This is a genomic window from Mucilaginibacter lutimaris (assembly GCF_042676625.1).
Taxonomy (GTDB): domain Bacteria; phylum Bacteroidota; class Bacteroidia; order Sphingobacteriales; family Sphingobacteriaceae; genus Mucilaginibacter; species Mucilaginibacter lutimaris.
In genome coordinates this window covers 146487-164424 of sequence record NZ_JBHTIA010000008.1, presented here as the reverse complement: position 1 = coordinate 164424, position 17938 = coordinate 146487, and the positions used below count along the sequence as shown (strand labels likewise).

General features: G+C 42.4%; 16 protein-coding genes. 8 read left to right on the top strand and 8 right to left on the bottom strand.

Annotation, left to right across the window (positions count from 1 at the left end; translation table 11 throughout):
- The first annotated feature begins 58 nt into the window (after window positions 1-58).
- Both ACFQZI_RS12190 and ACFQZI_RS12185 read left to right on the top strand, forming a co-directional pair.
- Window positions 59-877 carry a hypothetical protein gene (locus ACFQZI_RS12190; RefSeq protein ID WP_377142833.1) on the top strand — a complete coding sequence of 273 codons (819 nt, stop codon included), beginning with the start codon at window positions 59-61 and terminating at the stop codon, window positions 875-877.
- Window positions 878-888: 11 nt separating this feature from the next.
- Window positions 889-1362, top strand: a complete 474-nt coding sequence (locus ACFQZI_RS12185) for a hypothetical protein (RefSeq protein ID WP_377142832.1) — start codon at window positions 889-891, stop codon at window positions 1360-1362.
- A gap of 69 nt (window positions 1363-1431) precedes the next feature.
- Here the strand turns inward: ACFQZI_RS12185 and ACFQZI_RS12180 are convergent, their stop codons facing one another.
- Entirely contained in the window at window positions 1432-2547 is a 1116-nt protein-coding gene (locus ACFQZI_RS12180; protein WP_377142831.1) for a WD40/YVTN/BNR-like repeat-containing protein, read from the bottom strand.
- A 101-nt stretch (window positions 2548-2648) separates the two neighbouring features.
- Here ACFQZI_RS12180 and ACFQZI_RS12175 point away from each other — a divergent pair, with 101 nt between their 5' ends.
- The 4 genes from ACFQZI_RS12175 to ACFQZI_RS12160 all read left to right on the top strand — a co-directional run bounded on the left by ACFQZI_RS12175 (window position 2649) and on the right by ACFQZI_RS12160 (window position 8346).
- Window positions 2649-3542 (top strand): winged helix-turn-helix domain-containing protein, encoded by an 894-nt coding sequence (locus ACFQZI_RS12175; RefSeq protein ID WP_377142830.1) that lies wholly within the window; start codon window positions 2649-2651, stop codon window positions 3540-3542.
- 67 nt (window positions 3543-3609) lie between these two features.
- Complete coding sequence (locus ACFQZI_RS12170; protein WP_377142829.1) at window positions 3610-4806, top strand: aspartate aminotransferase family protein; 1197 nt, start codon at window positions 3610-3612, stop codon at window positions 4804-4806.
- Window positions 4807-5056: 250 nt separating this feature from the next.
- On the top strand, window positions 5057-7339 hold the full coding sequence (locus ACFQZI_RS12165) for a glycosyltransferase family 4 protein (RefSeq protein WP_377142828.1): 2283 nt from the start codon (window positions 5057-5059) through the stop codon (window positions 7337-7339).
- Window positions 7340-7341: 2 nt separating this feature from the next.
- Entirely contained in the window at window positions 7342-8346 is a 1005-nt protein-coding gene (locus tag ACFQZI_RS12160) for a glycosyltransferase family 4 protein (protein ID WP_377142827.1), read from the top strand.
- Between the two features lie 217 nt (window positions 8347-8563).
- Here the strand turns inward: ACFQZI_RS12160 and ACFQZI_RS12155 are convergent, their stop codons facing one another.
- The 6 genes from ACFQZI_RS12155 to ACFQZI_RS12130 form a co-directional block, all read right to left on the bottom strand.
- Complete coding sequence (locus ACFQZI_RS12155) at window positions 8564-8788, bottom strand: hypothetical protein (RefSeq protein WP_377142826.1); 225 nt, start codon at window positions 8786-8788, stop codon at window positions 8564-8566.
- Window positions 8789-8892: 104 nt separating this feature from the next.
- Window positions 8893-10362 carry a glycoside hydrolase family 130 protein gene (locus ACFQZI_RS12150; RefSeq protein ID WP_377142825.1) on the bottom strand — a complete coding sequence of 490 codons (1470 nt, stop codon included), beginning with the start codon at window positions 10360-10362 and terminating at the stop codon, window positions 8893-8895.
- Window positions 10363-10522: 160 nt separating this feature from the next.
- A complete protein-coding gene (locus ACFQZI_RS12145) occupies window positions 10523-11443 on the bottom strand; it encodes a DUF58 domain-containing protein (protein WP_377142824.1) in 921 nt (306 codons plus the stop codon).
- A 130-nt stretch (window positions 11444-11573) separates the two neighbouring features.
- On the bottom strand, window positions 11574-12284 hold the full coding sequence (locus ACFQZI_RS12140) for a DUF2490 domain-containing protein (protein ID WP_377142823.1): 711 nt from the start codon (window positions 12282-12284) through the stop codon (window positions 11574-11576).
- Between the two features lie 138 nt (window positions 12285-12422).
- Entirely contained in the window at window positions 12423-13445 is a 1023-nt protein-coding gene (locus ACFQZI_RS12135; RefSeq protein ID WP_377142822.1) for a hypothetical protein, read from the bottom strand.
- 12 nt (window positions 13446-13457) lie between these two features.
- On the bottom strand, window positions 13458-15176 hold the full coding sequence (locus ACFQZI_RS12130) for an ArnT family glycosyltransferase (RefSeq protein ID WP_377142821.1): 1719 nt from the start codon (window positions 15174-15176) through the stop codon (window positions 13458-13460).
- A 68-nt stretch (window positions 15177-15244) separates the two neighbouring features.
- Here ACFQZI_RS12130 and ACFQZI_RS12125 point away from each other — a divergent pair, with 68 nt between their 5' ends.
- Both ACFQZI_RS12125 and ACFQZI_RS12120 read left to right on the top strand, forming a co-directional pair.
- Window positions 15245-15703 carry a DinB family protein gene (locus tag ACFQZI_RS12125; RefSeq protein WP_377142820.1) on the top strand — a complete coding sequence of 153 codons (459 nt, stop codon included), beginning with the start codon at window positions 15245-15247 and terminating at the stop codon, window positions 15701-15703.
- A 26-nt stretch (window positions 15704-15729) separates the two neighbouring features.
- Window positions 15730-16074 carry a hypothetical protein gene (locus ACFQZI_RS12120; protein ID WP_377142819.1) on the top strand — a complete coding sequence of 115 codons (345 nt, stop codon included), beginning with the start codon at window positions 15730-15732 and terminating at the stop codon, window positions 16072-16074.
- A gap of 126 nt (window positions 16075-16200) precedes the next feature.
- Here ACFQZI_RS12120 and odhB read toward each other — a convergent pair whose 3' ends face one another.
- Window positions 16201-17826, bottom strand: a complete 1626-nt coding sequence (odhB, locus tag ACFQZI_RS12115; RefSeq protein WP_377142818.1) for a 2-oxoglutarate dehydrogenase complex dihydrolipoyllysine-residue succinyltransferase — start codon at window positions 17824-17826, stop codon at window positions 16201-16203.
- Window positions 17827-17938: the final 112 nt, after the last annotated feature.

Sequence of the window (17938 nt, the reverse complement as noted above, 5' to 3'; positions counted from 1 at the left end):
GTAGATTATTTTAAATTAGCATTAAACCTTTTGAAACTTTATTCATCTATAAGAGTGTATGAAAAGCGATATGGAGAATAACGAATGGGCGGGCAATGAAATGTCACTTGAACGGTTTTCGAAAGAAAACCCGTTTACAGTGCCATCCGGCTATTTTGAAGAGGCCGGTCAGCGCATATTGTCCCTTATAAAATTAAATGAATTACAGGGTAATGACGTAGCACAGGGTTATACTGTGCCTGATAATTACTTTGAAGAATTAAGTGCTAATATCCAAAGCAGGATAAATATCGAGGCAATTGCAGGTACCGAAGAAGAAAGTTTTGCAGTGCCGGCGGGGTATTTTGATGAGCTTAACCAAAATATACAAAGCCGCATTAACATTGAAACCGCCGCAAGCTCCGAAGCAGAAAGCTTTAGCGTGCCGGAGGGTTATTTTGATAATCTGCAGCAACAAATATCCGCCCGTATTGCGGTAGAAGAAATGCTGGAGAAAGAAACGGCGTTTGCTGTACCCGATAATTATTTTGATAAGCTTAACCGCGATATTTTAAATAAAACGGTAAACCAGGAGGCTGTTATACGTAAAACTATTGTGCGTAAGTTTTGGGCCTCAAACACTTTTAAGTATGCTACAGCGGCGTGTTTAGCATTAATTGTTGGTGCCGGTGCATTCTTAAGAGAAGCACAGCAACCGGTTACACATTCGCAAACATTTTTGCATAAGCAAGTATCAGATATACCGGTAGACGAAATAAAAGACTACCTTGAACTAAATATAGATGCCAACGATACCCGTGGCCTATTGGATAACGACAAGCAAATTAATACTGATGCCCTGGATGCCGACCTTCAGGAATATATTGATATTAATTAATAATACTTTTAATGAACAGTCTGTTTAGATATATTTTCTTTTTATTAGTATTTGCAATAAGTAATAATGATGTTTCTGCGCAGGTGAATAATTTTCGCCGGCCGGCCAATGTTACTAAAGGCAGGGTTGTACGCAACCCAAAACTACAGGCAGCCCGCGATAAATTTATTGGCCAGCAGCTTAATCTTACCAATCAGGAGTCGCGCAAGTTTTGGCCTTTATATCGCCAGTATCAGGAAGATCTTACAGCTATAAAGATCCTAAAAAAGCAAAATAACTCCAGCGCTACTGCCAACGGTATGGAGCAAATAGACAGGGAGATGGAGCTTGATAACCAAATGGTCACCATTCGTAAGCACTACCGCGACGAATTTTTGAAAATACTATCTCCGGATAAGGTGAGCACCCTTTACAAAAGCGAAGATGAGTTTAAGAACGAACTCATCAGGCAAATAAGCGAACGAAGCGTACGCGCCGGGAATTAAAATAACAAAGAGATCAGCAATTATCTTGCTGACCTCTTGCTTTTAAGCCTTTTACTTAGTCAAGATCGTTTAACAACCTTTATTGGGTACAACATATATTACGTTGCCCGATACAGACAGATCGAAGCCAAGATTTCCGATAGCAGGCAGCGGCAACTGCTCCCATGTTTTGCCCATATCTGCTGACCGGAATATGCCATCTGTTCGGCCACATATTAAATATTTGCCCATTTGTTTAATGGCTAAAACAGCCAACGGAGTTTTAGATAAGCCTATTTTTTTCATATGTAAACTACTTTGGGAAGGCTGAAGTTCTTCACCTATTTCGCTCCAGTTTTTTCCACCATCCAGCGATATATGTATAGTGTTTATTTGGGTAGTAGTGTTGTTTACAATAGCAGCAAATCCGCCTGCTATAGGTTCAACAGCGATCCCGGCTCCACCTTCATCCATCACACTATCCCAGTGTTCACCATTATCGGTCGATCTTAATATTCCCTTTGAGCTGGCAGCCAGGATTACGCCATTCAGTTCTACCATTTTATTAACCCAGCCTGCTACCTGCACGTACTTCCAGGTTTTTCCCTTATCACCGGATCTATAGATAGCGTTGTTGGAGCCCACGAAAACGGTTCCCGCAGTATTTTCAAAAACACTGCTCACCTGTTTCTCTGTAAAATTTTCGTACATCCAATCTTTCGTGCCGTTAAGGCGTACGGCTTGTTCCTGAAAATTTTTGAACATAGGCACCCAATCATGCTGCCCGTTTACTTTTCGCAAAAATTGCCCTCTGAAATTATATGCGAACATCCCATTGCTGGCAGGAGCAATGTTACGCTGTTTAGCAGGAACAATTTCTTTTGTCCAGGAAGGGCTTGAGGGATTTGATTCATTGTGATAAAGCCCATTACCTGCGCGTAAATAAAACCCATTTTCATTGGCAAAAAAACCATCTTTCCGCACACCTTCTTTTCGTAAATTTTCCGGTAACCCTGCGCTAATGTCCTGCCATGTTTGTCCGCCATCAGCAGATTTGTAAATAATGGTCACAGGTGATGAATTAGCTTTTACCGTCGTCTTATCAACCTCTTTCTTTTCTTTTATTACAAAAGAATTTAGTAAAAATGCTACAACGAGTATAGCCGGAACAAATACAAATAATCTCTTCATTTTTTTATTTTTCATATCCGTTTTAGTTTATCCAGCAAAATTACTTTGACATATTTGAGCCAGAGGAACTTAGATTGTAAATAAAATTGTAAACTTTGTAAATAAAATTTTGACACATGCCTAATAAGCGCAACCTCCTTTCCGGGAAAAATAAATACTTCTTTGGGTCGATATTGCTTTTGCTTATAGCCGGGGTTAGTGCGGCTTTCGGCCTGACCAATAATAACGACTTTGATATTGCCAGGAGGGAAGTTTTACTCCGTAAGCTGGGGCACGAGTTGCTTTTACAGTCGGGCGATAGTACCTCAAGGGTGCTCCCGGTAACTAAGATAACGGACAATGAATACCAGATAAGTTTTGAGAATAAGCTTACTTTTCAACCGGATTCCCTGGTGGATATTACCAGGCGTTTGTTGTTTAAAAACCCGCTCGCAAGCGATTTTGTTGTAAACGTGTTAAAGGATGGTAACGCAGGTATAGCCTATGGATACGCCATATCTCAAAATAGAAAAGATGATATAGTAGCGTGTACAGGAAGAAAGCAACCCCGCGCAAATTACATCATAGATGTTAAATTTAAACCTTCGCGCCTCAATACAGCAAAGAGTAAATATTTATTAGGCAGCCTGCCACTTTTATCATTAATCGGTTTTATTTTCTGGAGGTCAGGCAGGCCTCGTGCATCATCACCAAACGTTCGGGATAGCGGTATGGTCATTTTAGGCTCAATGTTATTCGATGCAAAAAACCGTAAGCTTGTAATAAACGGAAATACGATAGAGCTAACCGGAACGGAAACACGGGTATTGCATATTTTCGCAACCTCTCCAAACCAAACCATTGAGCGAAGCCGGCTGCAAAAAGAGATCTGGGAAGACGAGGGTGTTATTGTTGGGCGTAGCCTGGATATGTTCATCTCCAAATTAAGGAAAAAGCTGGAATCTGAACCGAACGTGAAAATTGTTGTTATACGCGGCAAAGGATATAAGCTTGAAATTGCAATTTTATAACCATCAACTTTACGACAATTCCGCCTAACTTTACAACCTTAAAACATTCTAACGTTACAACAGCATCATGCTTACCCTTCGCCAGCTTTTTCTGAACAATAACGCCCAAACAACCCACTTCCCCTTATTACTGGAGTTTGAGTGGGCAAAAGGCATTTATATTTATGACGAAGCAGGCAAAGCCTATACCGATCTTATATCGGGTATCGGCGTAAGTAACCTTGGCCACAGCAACCCAAAAGTTGTACAGGCAGTAAAAGACCAGGTTGATAAATATATGCACCTGATGGTGTATGGCGAATACGTACAAACCCCGCAGGTGCGCTTTGCCGAAAAGCTGGTGAGCACTTTACCAAAAGCTTTAAACTCTGTTTACTTCACCAATTCGGGCGCCGAAGCTGTTGAGGGCGCGCTTAAGCTTGCCAAACGTTTTACCGGCAGGCAGCAAATAATTGCATTTAGCGGCTCGTACCACGGCAGCACCCATGGCGCTTTAAGCGTAATGGGCAACGAAGAATATAAACAGGCCTATCGCCCCTTACTACCGGGTGTAAGCTTTATAGATCTTAACAACTTACCCCAGCTTGAGTTAATAACAGAGCAAACCGCTTGCGTCATTCTTGAAACCATTCAGGGCGAAGCGGGTATCCGGGTGCCCGATGTTGCCTATATGCATGCCCTAAGAAAACGTTGCACGGATGTTGGCGCGTTGCTGATATTGGATGAAATACAGGCTGCATTTGGCCGTACAGGTAAACTCTTTGCATTTGAGCATTTTGATATTGTGCCCGATATATTATTGCTTGCCAAAGCCCTTGGCGGCGGTATGCCGGTAGGCGCTTTTGTGTCGTCGGTTAATATCATGTCGGCATTTAAAGAGAACCCTATCCTCGGGCATATAACTACCTTTGGTGGTCACCCGGTTTGCTGTGCCGCAGGCCTTGCTGCTTTAGATGTTTTGCTGAGCGAAAAACTGATAGACCAGGTAGCCGAAAAGGAAGCCATTATCCGCAAGCATCTTATACACCCTGCTATTAAACGAATTCGTGGCAAGGGCCTTATGCTGGCCGTAGAGTTTGAAAGCTTTGAGCTTAACAAAAAAATTATAGATACCTGTATAGAGAACGGAGTAATCACCGACTGGTTCTTACATTGCAATAACTCTATGCGTTTAGCCCCGCCCCTTGTTATCACCGATCAGCAACTTATACATGCCTGTAACATTATAAATAATGCTATTGATATACATACAGTTACAACTTGATCTAATAATTTCATCAACTTTTCACTTTAATTTTAGTTAACAATTTAACTGTAAAATTAAGGCTACGCTTTTATAAGTACTTCCATTTGGTATAATTTATGCTAATGAGTATAGTACCTATGTAAATGTGGCCGCTGAGGTTGTAAATTTGATTTTTACAGCTTACTGTGCATACTTTTTTGGTCAGGATAGTTTAATTTCATTTGAACGCCGCCTGAAAGATCATACTGATAATAACATCTTCTATAATATGAAAATCGCATATATATCAACCTATCCGCCACGCGAATGCGGGATCGCTACGTTCAATCACAATTTAATGAATGCCATCAATGCTAACTTTCCTGATAGGAAGACTCCGCTTGACGGTGGCTTTGTGGTTGCCCTTAACGATTCTGAAAATTTGCAGGAATATGAATATCCGTCACACGTAAAATATGTAATACGCCAAAATCATCAAAAAGATTATATACGTGCTGCTAACTACATTAATACCAGCACCGCAGATGCCGTTATTTTAGAACATGAATTTGGCATTTATGGCGGCGAGAGCGGTATATATGTATTACCACTCATAAACCGTTTAGAAAAACCGCTGATATCTATCCTGCACACCATATTAAAAGACCCAAGCTATGTACAGCGCATCATCATTCGCGAAATTGCCGAGCAATCATCGAAGATCGTAGTGATGAGCAAACGTGCAGTTGAGTTTTTAACAACAATTTACGATATACCTGAAGATAAGATCCAGATTATTGAGCACGGCGTGCCCGACCTGGAGGCACCGGACATTAACCCGGTTAAAAATCTTAGTCAGTTTAAAAACCATCGTGTAATGCTAACCTTTGGTTTGCTTAGCCGCAACAAAGGTTTAGAAACCGTTGTAAAGGCACTGCCTAAAATAGTGGAAAAACACCCCGACGTGATGTACGTGGTGCTGGGTAATACGCATCCCGGTGTTATTAAAAACTCAGGTGAGGAATACCGCGACCATTTAAAGAGCCTGGCTGTACAGTTGAATGTTTCAAAGCATCTTTCATTCATTAATAAGTTTGTGGCCGAAGATGAGTTGATAGATTACCTTACCGCCGCAGAAATTTATGTAACGCCTTACCTTAACGAAGCTCAAATAACCAGCGGTACATTATCATACGCTGTTGGCGCCGGCGCGGCCGTGGTATCAACCCCATACTGGCATGCTACCGAGCTTTTAGCCGATGGCAGGGGCCGTTTATTTGACTTTAAAGATTCTGAAGCCCTGGCCGAAACGGTTAACGAGCTTTTGAACGATGAAAAAGTACTTAACGAGTTAAAATCAAACGCGTATGAATATGGACTTCACCTCCGCTGGCCTGCAACCGGTGCCGAGTTTATCCGCGTAGCGCAGATTGCCGCCGCCAAACACGATTTTAGCGATAAAATATTAAAGAACAGCATTGTTGACCCTGAGATACTACCTAAGTTTAGCCTTACACATGTTTTGCGCCTAACGGATGATACCGGCATAGTGCAGCATGCTAAGTATGGTATCCCTAACCTAAAAGAGGGTTACTGTTTGGATGACAACGCCCGCGCGCTTATTATGGCTTTAATGGCCTATCAGCGCAATAAAAGCACCGATGCCTTTAAGCTATTGCCAATTTACCTCAGCTATATCCACTACATGCAAACTGAGGATGGCAACTTCCGCAACTTCTTAAGCTTTAGCCGCCAGTATCTGGATGAAGTAGGATCTGAAGATTCATTTGGCCGTACCATCTGGGCGTTAGGCTACCTGATAAATTGCGCGGCAAGTAACTCCTACCGCGAGTTCGCGATGGAGATCTTCCATAAATCCTATCCGCACTTTAAGGCTTTAAAACATATTCGCGGACAGGCAAATACTATCATTGGTATCGCTTTGTACCTTCAGGCCTTCCCTACAGACGAAGGTATGCTTGCCGAATTGGTTCGACTGACACAGCCCTTGATCGATGCTTACGAAAACACCCGCAGCGATGACTGGGAATGGTTTGAAGAAACCATGACCTATGATAACGCTATTCTGCCCTTGGCCTTGTTACATTCCTGCGAGATAACGGGTAACCAAAAAGCAAGGGATATCGCACTTAAAACAATGGCATTCCTCGATAAGCTAACCCTATCTAACGGTTATTTAAGCCCGGTTGGTAACGAGGGCTGGTATCACCGCGGCGGCAAGTTCCCGGTTTACGACCAACAGGCCATAGAAACTATGGCCATGGTGCTGATGCATTTCCAGGCGTACCAGATCTTCCGCAAACCGCAGTATATCGAAAAAATGTTCCTGAGTTATAAATGGTTCCTGGGCGAAAACAGCCTGCGCGCGCCTTTATATGACCACGAAACCAAAGGTTGCTGCGATGGCCTGTTGCCTACCGGTATTAACCGTAACCAGGGCGCAGAAAGCACTTTAGCGTATATGATATCGCACCTTACTGTGCTTAAAGCTTTTGAGCTTGAGTACGAGTATAACAAAATAGCCGAGGACCAGCAGTTAAAAGTCTGCTAAGGATGAAAGCAGCGATATTAGCACCCGTCGCCTGGCGCACACCGCCCAGGCATTACGGCCCATGGGAACAGGTAGCCTCAAACATTGCCGAAGGCTTAATAAAACTTGGTGTGGATGTTACGCTTTTCGCAACAGGTGATTCTATTACCGAAGGTAATCTGCAATCCGTATGCAAACAAGGTTACGAAGAAGACCGCAGTCAGGATGCCAAAGTTTTGGAATGCCTGCACATTAGTAACCTGATGGAGCAAGCCGGTGATTTCGACATCATCCACAACAACTTTGACTTTTTACCGCTAACTTATACGGGGTTGATAAAAACACCGGTGATAACTACTATTCACGGCTTTTCATCGCCACGTATCATTCCGGTATACAAGAAATACAACTCGCGCGGACATTATGTGTCTATAAGCAATGCCGACCGCAGCCCGGAGTTGGATTACATTGCCACCGTATATAATGGTTTAGATACAAAGGATTTTAAATTGACCGAAAAGCCACAGGATTACCTGTTGTATTTCGGGCGTTTACATCACGACAAAGGCCCGGTAGCAGCAATAGAAATAGCCAAAAAAGCCAAAAAGAAACTGATCATTGCGGGTATTATCCAGGATGAAAATTACTTTAAGGAGCGGATAGAACCTGAGTTGAACGAACAGATAGAGTACATAGGCCCGGCAGGCCCGGATAAGCGTAATGAGCTTTTAGGCAATGCGCTCGCCCTCCTCCATCCCATCAATTTTGCCGAACCATTTGGCATGAGCGTGGCCGAATCAATGCTTTGTGGCACACCCGTTATCGCCTTCAACAAGGGCTCGATGCCGGAATTGATACAGCACGAAAAAACAGGTTTCTTGGTAAATACGGTTGATGAAGCAGTGGATGTTATAGGCCGGCTTAGCTCAATAGACCGCCCTTATTGCCATGAATGGGCAAGTTCCCAATTCTCAAAAGAGAAAATGGCGGAGGATTATTTAAAATTGTATCAGCAGATATTGGGCTAAGTTTCGTAATAATCAACAATTTTACCATTCTCAATTATTATAACAACAAAATAACTGTAGGGTCCTGTCATATCATAATAAGGTTCAAAAGTATAAGTCCATCTTATATTGTTTGCTTCCAATTCAATCTCTATCAAAAAATATAACCGCTTGAAATCTTCAATAGTTGCATTAGATGACTTGTCTCCATCCATCAGGTAACGAAACACCATTTCAATTATGGCATCATATTGCTTAGATAAGGCTTGAATTGATAAAACTTGCTCTGAGCTTGGCTCGGCGTTATTAAATGTGTTGATGTTAAACTTACATCTTGACCAATTGAAAATATATCCGTGGTTATACTCCAAAATATACGCCCGGAATGTTTTAATTGATAGAAAACTCCAACACCAGGAATATTAAACTCAGGTTGAGGCGTACTTTTAAAAAGATTAAACATGTGGTTAAATTAAGTTATTATCTGTGAAATACCTCAGTCTAAACAAAAGAGCGATGAGATCACCTCATCGCTCTTTTGTTTAAAAATACCTCTAAGTATAAACCTTAATCTATTCCGTCTTCCTTAAATTTAGCCAATAGCTCATCCAAATCAACTTCTGCAAATGAAGTTGATGAATCGGATATACCATAAGGGATGATGAGTTTATTGTTATGCACAATTGCACCGCAAGAGTAAAGTACATTTGGCACATAGCCTTCACGTTCATCGCTGTTAGGCACCAACAAAGGCTCTTTCAGTCGGCCTATCTCTACAGTTGGGTCATCTAACTTCAACAAGCTTGCACCAAGTACATAGCGGCGCATAGGGCCTACACCGTGGGTTATAACAATCCATCCGTCCTTGGTTTCAATAGGCGAACCACAGTTACCTATCTGTACAAACTCCCAGGTAAATTTGGGTTTTTGAAGCAGGTCGGGCTTCTCCCAAATATTTATTTTATCGGAATACATGATGTAGTTGTTGCAGCCATCAATGCGGGATATCATGGCGTAACGACCGTTTATTTTGCGGGGGAATAGCGCCAGGTTCTTATTTTGCGCGCCTGCGCCATATAACGGCATTATTTTAAAATTATAAAAATCGGTGGTTTGCAACAGCTTAGGCATAATTAACGAGCCATCATACGCCGTGTAGGTGGCATAATAGGCGTAAGTACCGTCTTCGTTATAAAACTTAACAAAGCGGGCATCCTCAATACCTTTGCGCTCATATTCAGATATTGGAAAGATCACCCTGTCAGAAATATCGGTATCTAAAGAGAAAACGATCTCATAATATGAATCGGCCAGCCAAAGTACTTTATCGTACTCCAGCCTCATGTTATCATCTTCCTGTATCTTTTGCGAATCAAGAATAATGCGGCGCAGGTTCGAATATTCGAAATGATGATCGAGCTTATCTTCCAACTCCTTTAATACGCTAATATCTATTTGGGTGATAGCGGCCTTATCCAAAAAAAGCTTTTTGTTATACACCGCGTTGCGTACTATCTCGGCCTCGTCTATATAACTGCCGGCCGGCAATACAGTAATCTGATTGTTCTTGTCTATCAATGCCCGGCGGAAAGTAATGGACGATATGTGCCCCTCACCCACTGCCCTAAAGCTAATGATAACACGGCGTTGCCCGTCTTCCATTTCGGTTTGATCGGGGTCTTCAATAATAGAGGGATTAAAGAAAGCGGCAGATTCGATAGAATATTCGTGTGTAAAATACGAGCCTATCAGCAATTTGCGGTATACGGTTAATGTATCAAAATCAATCCCAAGCTCGGCTATAAGCGGCTTTAATTTGCTGCAATGGCGGTTAAGTACACGGGTTATATTACGGTGGCGTTTAGAGTATTCCTGCAAAAGCGGCGATACAATGCCAAAGGCGGTTTCTTCGCTAATATCCATTACACGCTGCAGGACCTCCTTGGCCCGGTCGTTTCCGTTAAAAAAAAATCGCGCTATTACACGTTTGGGATCGGGGTTTACTCTTATGGGTTTTCGTTCTACAGAAAGTCTCATACTTAAAATATGCGTTTATTCATTAACACTGCGCCTGCTAAATTGATTTGAGCAATTTCACAAACATTGTTAAATGCTGTAAGTACTATTTTAGTGTTTAAAATTTTATCCAATTACGCTAAGTGTGCACAAATACCAGACCGATAAAAGGCCCGATAGTTTAAATCATGCTGTTTCTTTTAATAAGGTAGGTTTTAAGGATCTCGTTATAGCCCTGTTCAATATCTGCATCAACCAACTGAATATGATGCTGGGCGCACTTTAATTCCAGTTGGTGTCGGTATTCTTTTAGTGCCGATCGGTAGCTATCGCGAATTTTATTGGGATGCACACGCACCTCGGCACCGGTCTCAATATCTACAAAGTGGTGCGGGCGGTTATCAAAGTTAAAATCAAGTTCGTGCTGTTTGCTGGTTACATTGAATATTATCACCTCATGCTTTTTATATTTCAGGTGCTGAACAGCCGCGAAAAGCTGCTGCATTTTTTCGGGGTTGAAGCTATTCTCCAGCATATCGCTAAAAATGATCACCATAGATCGCTGATGGACCTCACCGGCTATGTGATGCAGCACCTGGCTGATATTGGTGGTTGTATTTTGTTTAGGGTTATCGTAAGCCTTTTCCAGCTCGGCATAAAGGCGAAATAAATGGGTTGATGTTGACCTTGCCGGGCTTATCCAATCCATCTTGTCAGAAAATAAGCACAGTCCAAATGCGTCCCGTTGTTTCTTAAACAGGTACATAAGCGAGGCAATGGCATAAACCGAAAATTGCAGTTTACCGGTGCCCTGTGCCGGGTAATTCATGCTTGATGACGTATCGAGCAATAAATAGCACCGCAGGTTGGTTTCTTCCTCAAACTGTTTTACAAAAAGTTTATCGGTGCGGGCCAGGAGTTTCCAATCGATGTTTTTTACCGATTCGCCATTGTTGTACAACCTGTGCTCCGCAAACTCCACCGAAAAGCCATGGAATGGGCTCTGGTGCAAACCGGTTATAAACCCCTCTACCACCTGCCGGGCAAGCAGTTCCAAGTTGGCCAGTTGGCGTATATGTTGGTCGGTACTAAGCTGCGGCATATTGCAAGTTAATAAAAAATCCCCTCTTGAGAGGGGTTGGGGGTGTGTTATTCGCGCAAAGAACACACCCCTTCCATCGCACATTTCTGACCGCCCACTCTCATGAGGGGAGCAAAATCAAACCCTAACTTTACAACCTGGTATATATAGCCGCCTGCAGCACGTGGTTAAAATACGTAGCCGCTGTTTGCTGCACAAACTGGTTAAGATAGCCAAACTCAATATCGGCCTTTTTATGCAGCCGGTAACCAAGGGCAACATAAGCGCGATTTTGGTCGAAGAAGTGCTTATTTACCTTATGGTTGTTTTGTACGTTGGCAAAGGCCTCGTTTTGCAGGGCCACGAAAGTTCCTTTCGTAAAGGCTTCAGTTTTTTTAAGGGGTACAACCGCCCTTGCAAAGTAACGCAGGCGCTGTGAAAAATAATGGTCGTTTTTGGCGGTGGTATTACCCAGGAAACGTTGCTCCAGCCTAAAGCGATGCTGTAAGGTAGCCGCTTTGCTAATTTTGGTATTAATGATAATCTGTTCCCAAATACGGCTTTCGGGCCTGAATGTTTCAACACCGTTAGCGTGGTTATTAGTAGCAATATAAGCATAACCCAGGGCAGCCATTTTATTTTTATCGAAATAATAGTTAACTGACGGGCGAAGCAAAACATTCTGTAAATAATCGTAATGGTCAGCCGACCGGAATTGAGCGTCAAACGACATGCCCCATTTATCAGAGAATTTTTGTGAGTGAAATAATGCCGCCCAACCGGAGAAACGATTATCCTGCGCAAACAGTTTGCATGGAACGAGGGTAGAAAGGAGTAATAACAATGCTAATGATTTTTTCATAGGATTTTGGTAGAATGCAAATACTGCGAAGATAAAAAATCGTTGTCATTTCGAAACGATAGTGAGAAATCTTGTTAGATAATAAAGGTAGACTATTCAAGCCGCTTTCGGAATGACATTTACGTAAAGATTATATTTTTAATCTTTAAACTTCACCAGGTTCTTTCTGCCAATATCATATATTAAACGAAATGCCTCCTGGTTACTGCTGTATCCGGGCGTGTTATGCAGGCTAAATACAAACTGACCTTTTATGCCTTTGGCAATAAATGGTGTATAAATAATATCCAAACGGTTGTAGGTGCTTTTTTCATAAAATGCGTCGCCAAACAGTATACGGTGGCCATCGCCTTTATAAAATTCATCGAACAGGGCAAAACGCTTGTAGCTTAAATAAGCATTGGCTACAAAACCCTTAGGCTTTTTGAAACCATCTACTCCTCTTATGCGCTCTAACGATAACATTCCACCGGCTTCTAAACTTAACGAATCGAGGAAACTACGGTGGCTTAAATCCGCTCCAATTTTTACCTGCGCGGCGCCATTATCCTGTATATGGTCATCTGGTAATAATACCGCGGCGCCTGCATCATGCAATAAAAAGAAATAGTGCGACACATAGAATTGGCTCTTTAAAGATGGCTGGTACTTACCCGAAAACCCGAACAGAAATTGTTCCCTATCTGTATTAGTTTGGCGGCTTACCCAATCTATCCAAACAGTTTCGGTAATATGGCGGCTTTTAAAGCGGGTCAGCAAACCCTCTACATTGGGCCGAAAGTAGCGCAGCGTATCGTTTAGCATGGCGCGTGGGTAATCGGTAAGTAACCCTTCGCGACTAAACGCACCTGCATTAAACAACCAGTTTTTACCGGTATAGCTATAATAAGCCACGGGGTTTACACGCACAAAAAAAGGGTTACCACCAAATTCGTGCAGGGCGTTGGCACCAAATATAAAGTGATTGTTGCTATCAATATTAAAACCAACATCTGCCGCAATGCGCACACCCGAATAGGTACGCGAACGGGCCACAAAATCCTTGTACTCGCGGTTATCAAAAAAGCCCATTCCGTTTAGGTGGAAATCAACATTCTGGGCGCTTGCCGCGCCTGCGGTTAAAAGAGTAAATATTAAAGCTAAGTATATCTTTCTGATCATGCTGTATCGTTATTATTCAACTATAAATTTTATTATCCGGCTATTCCTGCTGCCGGTAAATGGCTCGGTACGCAGGGAAAAGAACAGATCGTACGCGCCTTTTTCCGTAGGCGCTATGGCAGTAACTTTATACCCAGCGCTTTGGCCTTGTTGAAGGGCAATTTTATTAAAAGTGCTGTCGGCAGTTTGCACATTTACCTGTGTGGTATGTGTAAAAAAGCAGGTTTCTAATACCACGGGGTGTTTGTAGCCAACGTTGGTAAAATTAACCGCAAATGGATAAGGGTTGGTTATAGAAAGGTCAAATTCTATTTTTTGCCCCGGTTTAGCATTGATCGTTTTAGGTTTGGTATCAATCACTATCTTTTGGTAGGTGCGGAAATCATCTACCCACCCACCATACCAGGTACCAGCCTCGTTTTGGATGGTATCGGTAACCACGCCTTTATTATAATAATTGAGCACCAGGTAAACACGCTTACGCTGCATACTATCCTCAATTGGCCAGATACTGAATTGCGTACGGCGGTAATCGCGGGCATCATAGCTAAACCCTTTAGTTGTATTATTATAAAAATCGTACTTGCTTGGGTTTTGAAAACCTTCGCTAAATATCACATAGCTATCAGCGGCTTTCTGTTTTACCTTATGCGCCCAATCTTTAAAACCGTAATAGCTGCGCAGTTGCAATGGCTTTTTCAATATGGCAGGGCCAAACATAATGCCTATCCTCAGCCCAACAATAAATACAACATTAATAATTGCCAAAACACTAAGCCATTTGAACGGCTTGCCTTGTTTTGTGATGTAAATAAGCGCAAGCATCACCAATGGTACAAAGGCTATTAAGGTCCAGTGTGCTTCTACCCCGCCCTTAATGGTATTCAATAAAAAGAAAATGAATGTGCCTGCGGCGTTTACCAAAAGGGTGCGGGTAAATACATCGCTAACGCGATTCCTAAAGGCCGAATAAAAAATAAACCAGCCAATAAGCGGGCCGCCCATGGCCAGTTGCGTGGGGATATAATCGCCGGCACGGGCAAAGCTATAGTCCGAGCCATTACGTTCAAATAAATGATATTTCACAGATGGGTAACCGTGGCTTACCTGCCACCAAATATGCGGAATGAACAGCACAACAGCGCCAAATACGATTAACCAAAAAGACCGGCGTTTTATCAGCGATATGTTTGATGCAAGCGTAAATATAATGAGCAGCACGCCATGGTATTTGCTGTAAAATAAACCGGCTACTATAAGAGCCAGTAACAGGGCGTATTGAAGCGTGTTGTGTTCGAGATATTTTTTGTAGACGTAATAAAACAGCACCGTAAACAAAAACAGCGGCACATCCGGCGTTGTGGTAAACCCATAAATATGGAAAATAAACACACCCGAAACCAGCAGGATAAACCATTTGGCCTTAACGCCGTACTCTTTAACCATTAGCCACATCACATAAATGCAAATGCTGTTACTTAATATAGTCAAGATGCGCGTACCAAATTCATTATGAAATAGGGAGTAGCCAAATTTGATGAACAAGGCCACCATGGGTGGGTGGTCGAAATAGCCCCAATCTAAAAAGCGGGAATAAAGCCAATAGTAGGCTTCGTCGGCATGGATCTCTAATGTACAGGCTTGTACAACATTAAGCAGTGTCCAGCATAGTATAAAATACCATATTGGTTTGTTAGACTGCGTTTGGTGTGTTGCCGTATTTGCCTGCATTGTTGCAAAGGTAAATAAAAGCGGCAAGCACCATAACGCTTAATAGATACAACTTATATATTTGAAGTATGATAGATAAACAATTAGATATTATACGCCAACCCCGCCTTAAAATAATAGAGACACTTAACGCCTTTAGCCTCGATCAATTAAATAAAATACCCTCGGGCTTTAACAACAACATTATATGGAACCTGGGGCATATGATTGCCGCCCAACAAGGTGTTTGTTATAAGCGTGCCGGGCTAAACACATGGATAGATGATGATTTTTTTGATGCATATAAACCCGACAGTAAACCCGCAGGACCAGTTAGCCAGGACGAATATGATAATATAAAAACCCTGTTAACAACCAGTATAGACCAATTGGAGCACGATTATAAAAACGGCATTTTTGAAAACTACCCCACCTGGACCACCCGCTACGGTGTACAAATGAGCAATATTGATGAGGCGATAGCTTTCCTGCCATTCCACGAGGGATTACATATTGGCTATATAATGGCGATGAGGAAGTTGGTGTAATGACGAGTTGGACTAATAAAAGGGTCATGAGAAATTTCATATTACTGATCCTATTAATAGCACTTTTTTCATGTAATCAAAAATTCAATAAAGAGCTTTGGGATGAAAGAGTTGATATTGGAAATTATCCTAATAGAAAGGTTATGTTAGATGATTTGATTGAAAATCATTTATTGAAAGGCTTAACTTACGAACAGATCACTGATTCACTCGGAACGCCAGACGGTATGGTCAATGATACTTTATTTTATAATATTGATTTGGATTATGGAAGTGATATTGATCCTGTTTACGGAAAAAATCTACTTATTTATCTAGATGAAGACTGTAAGGTAACTGGTTTTAAAGTAGATGAATGGAAGCACAATTAACAATCACCTGATACGCTAAAAGGTTATATCTTTAGGACGGAGAATACAACAAAAAAGCCCTCCGATAAATCGGAAGGCTTATATCCTTTTAAGTTTGACAACTTTTTAAAAGTTGCCAAACCTTATTTATACTCCTAATAATAATCTTGCAGGGTCTTCCAGCAATTGCTTAACCCTTACCAGGAAGCTTACCGATTCACGTCCGTCAATGATGCGGTGATCATAGGACAGGGCAAGGTACATCATCGGGCGAATAACCACCTGGCCATTTACAGCCACCGGGCGCTCGATAATATTGTGCATACCCAAAATAGCCGATTGCGGCGAGTTAATAATTGGTGTAGACATCATAGAACCAAACACGCCACCGTTGGTGATAGTAAATGTACCGCCGGTCATTTCCTCTAAGGTAAGTTTGCTTTCGCGGGCTTTACCTGCTAAAACAACAATGGCTTTCTCAATTTCAGCAAGGCTCATGCTCTCCGCGTTGCGGATAACCGGAACCACCAACCCTTTTGGTGCAGATACCGCTATAGAAATATCAGCAAAGTTGCTGTAAACTACTTCTTCGCCTTCTATACGTGCTCCAACAGCAGGCCACTCTTTAAGCGCCTCGGTAACAGCTTTGGTGAAGAACGACATAAAACCTAAGCCAACGCCGTGCTTCTCTTTAAATTTATCTTTGTATTTGCTGCGCAATTCCATAATTGGCTGCATATCTACTTCGTTAAAAGTAGTAAGCATGGCTGTCTCGTTTTTAACGGCTACCAAACGCTTGGCAACTGTTTTGCGCAACGACGACATCTTTTCTCTGCGGTCGCTCCTTGGCCCTTGCGGTGCTGAAGGAGTAGCAGGTGCAGCAGCGGCTGGCTTTGGACTTTCGGCTTTTGGCTTTTGGCTTTCTGACTGCGCGCTAAGTGCATCACCTTTGGTAATGCGGCCATCAACACCTGTACCGGTTACTGATGAAGTGTCAACACCTTTTTCGGCCAATATTTTAGCAGCAGCAGGCGATGGTGTGCCAGATGCATAAGTAGTGCCTTTTGAAGGAGCCGCTTGTGGCGACTCGTTCACCTTGTCGGCAACAGTTGGGGTAACAGGAGTAGCAGCAGCAGGCGCGGTAGCACCGCCACCTTCAATTGTACAAACAACTGCGCCAATAGCTAATGTATCACCTTCTTTGGCAATAGTTTTTAACGTACCTGCTTTTTCGGCCGTAAGTTCAAAAGTCGCTTTGTCTGATTCCAGTTCGGCAATAGCTTCGTCCATTTCAACGACATCGCCGTCTTTTTTCATCCAGCGCGATAACGTAACCTCGGTAATAGATTCGCCAACGGGTGGTACCTTAATTTCTAACGATGATGCTGGTGCAGACGTTGCCGATGCGCTTTGATCTGGTGCAGGTGCATAACCATTAGCCGGTACTTCAGGGCTTACGGCAGTACCAGGCTCCTCTGTTTTAGCACTTGCAGGTGTGGCAGCAGGTGCTTTTTCAGCAGCTATCGCAGGTGCAGCACCGCCATCTTCAATGCTGGCTACAACCGCGCCGATAGCTAAAGTGTCGCCTTCGGCTGCAACAATTTTTAAAGTTCCGGCTTTTTCAGCGGTAAGCTCAAAAGTTGCCTTGTCTGATTCCAGCTCGGCAATTACTTCGTCCATCTCTACCTGGTCGCCATCCTTTTTTTTCCATGCTGACAGGGTTACTTCGGTAATGGATTCGCCTACCGGCGGAACTTTTATTTCTAAACTCATATTTGTAAGTAGTGTAGTGTTTTTTGTTAGTTGAAAGTATAAAGTTAAAGGTTGAAAGTAGAGAAGTGATCGGCAAAAACTTTTAACTTTCTACTTTAAACATTTAACTCCT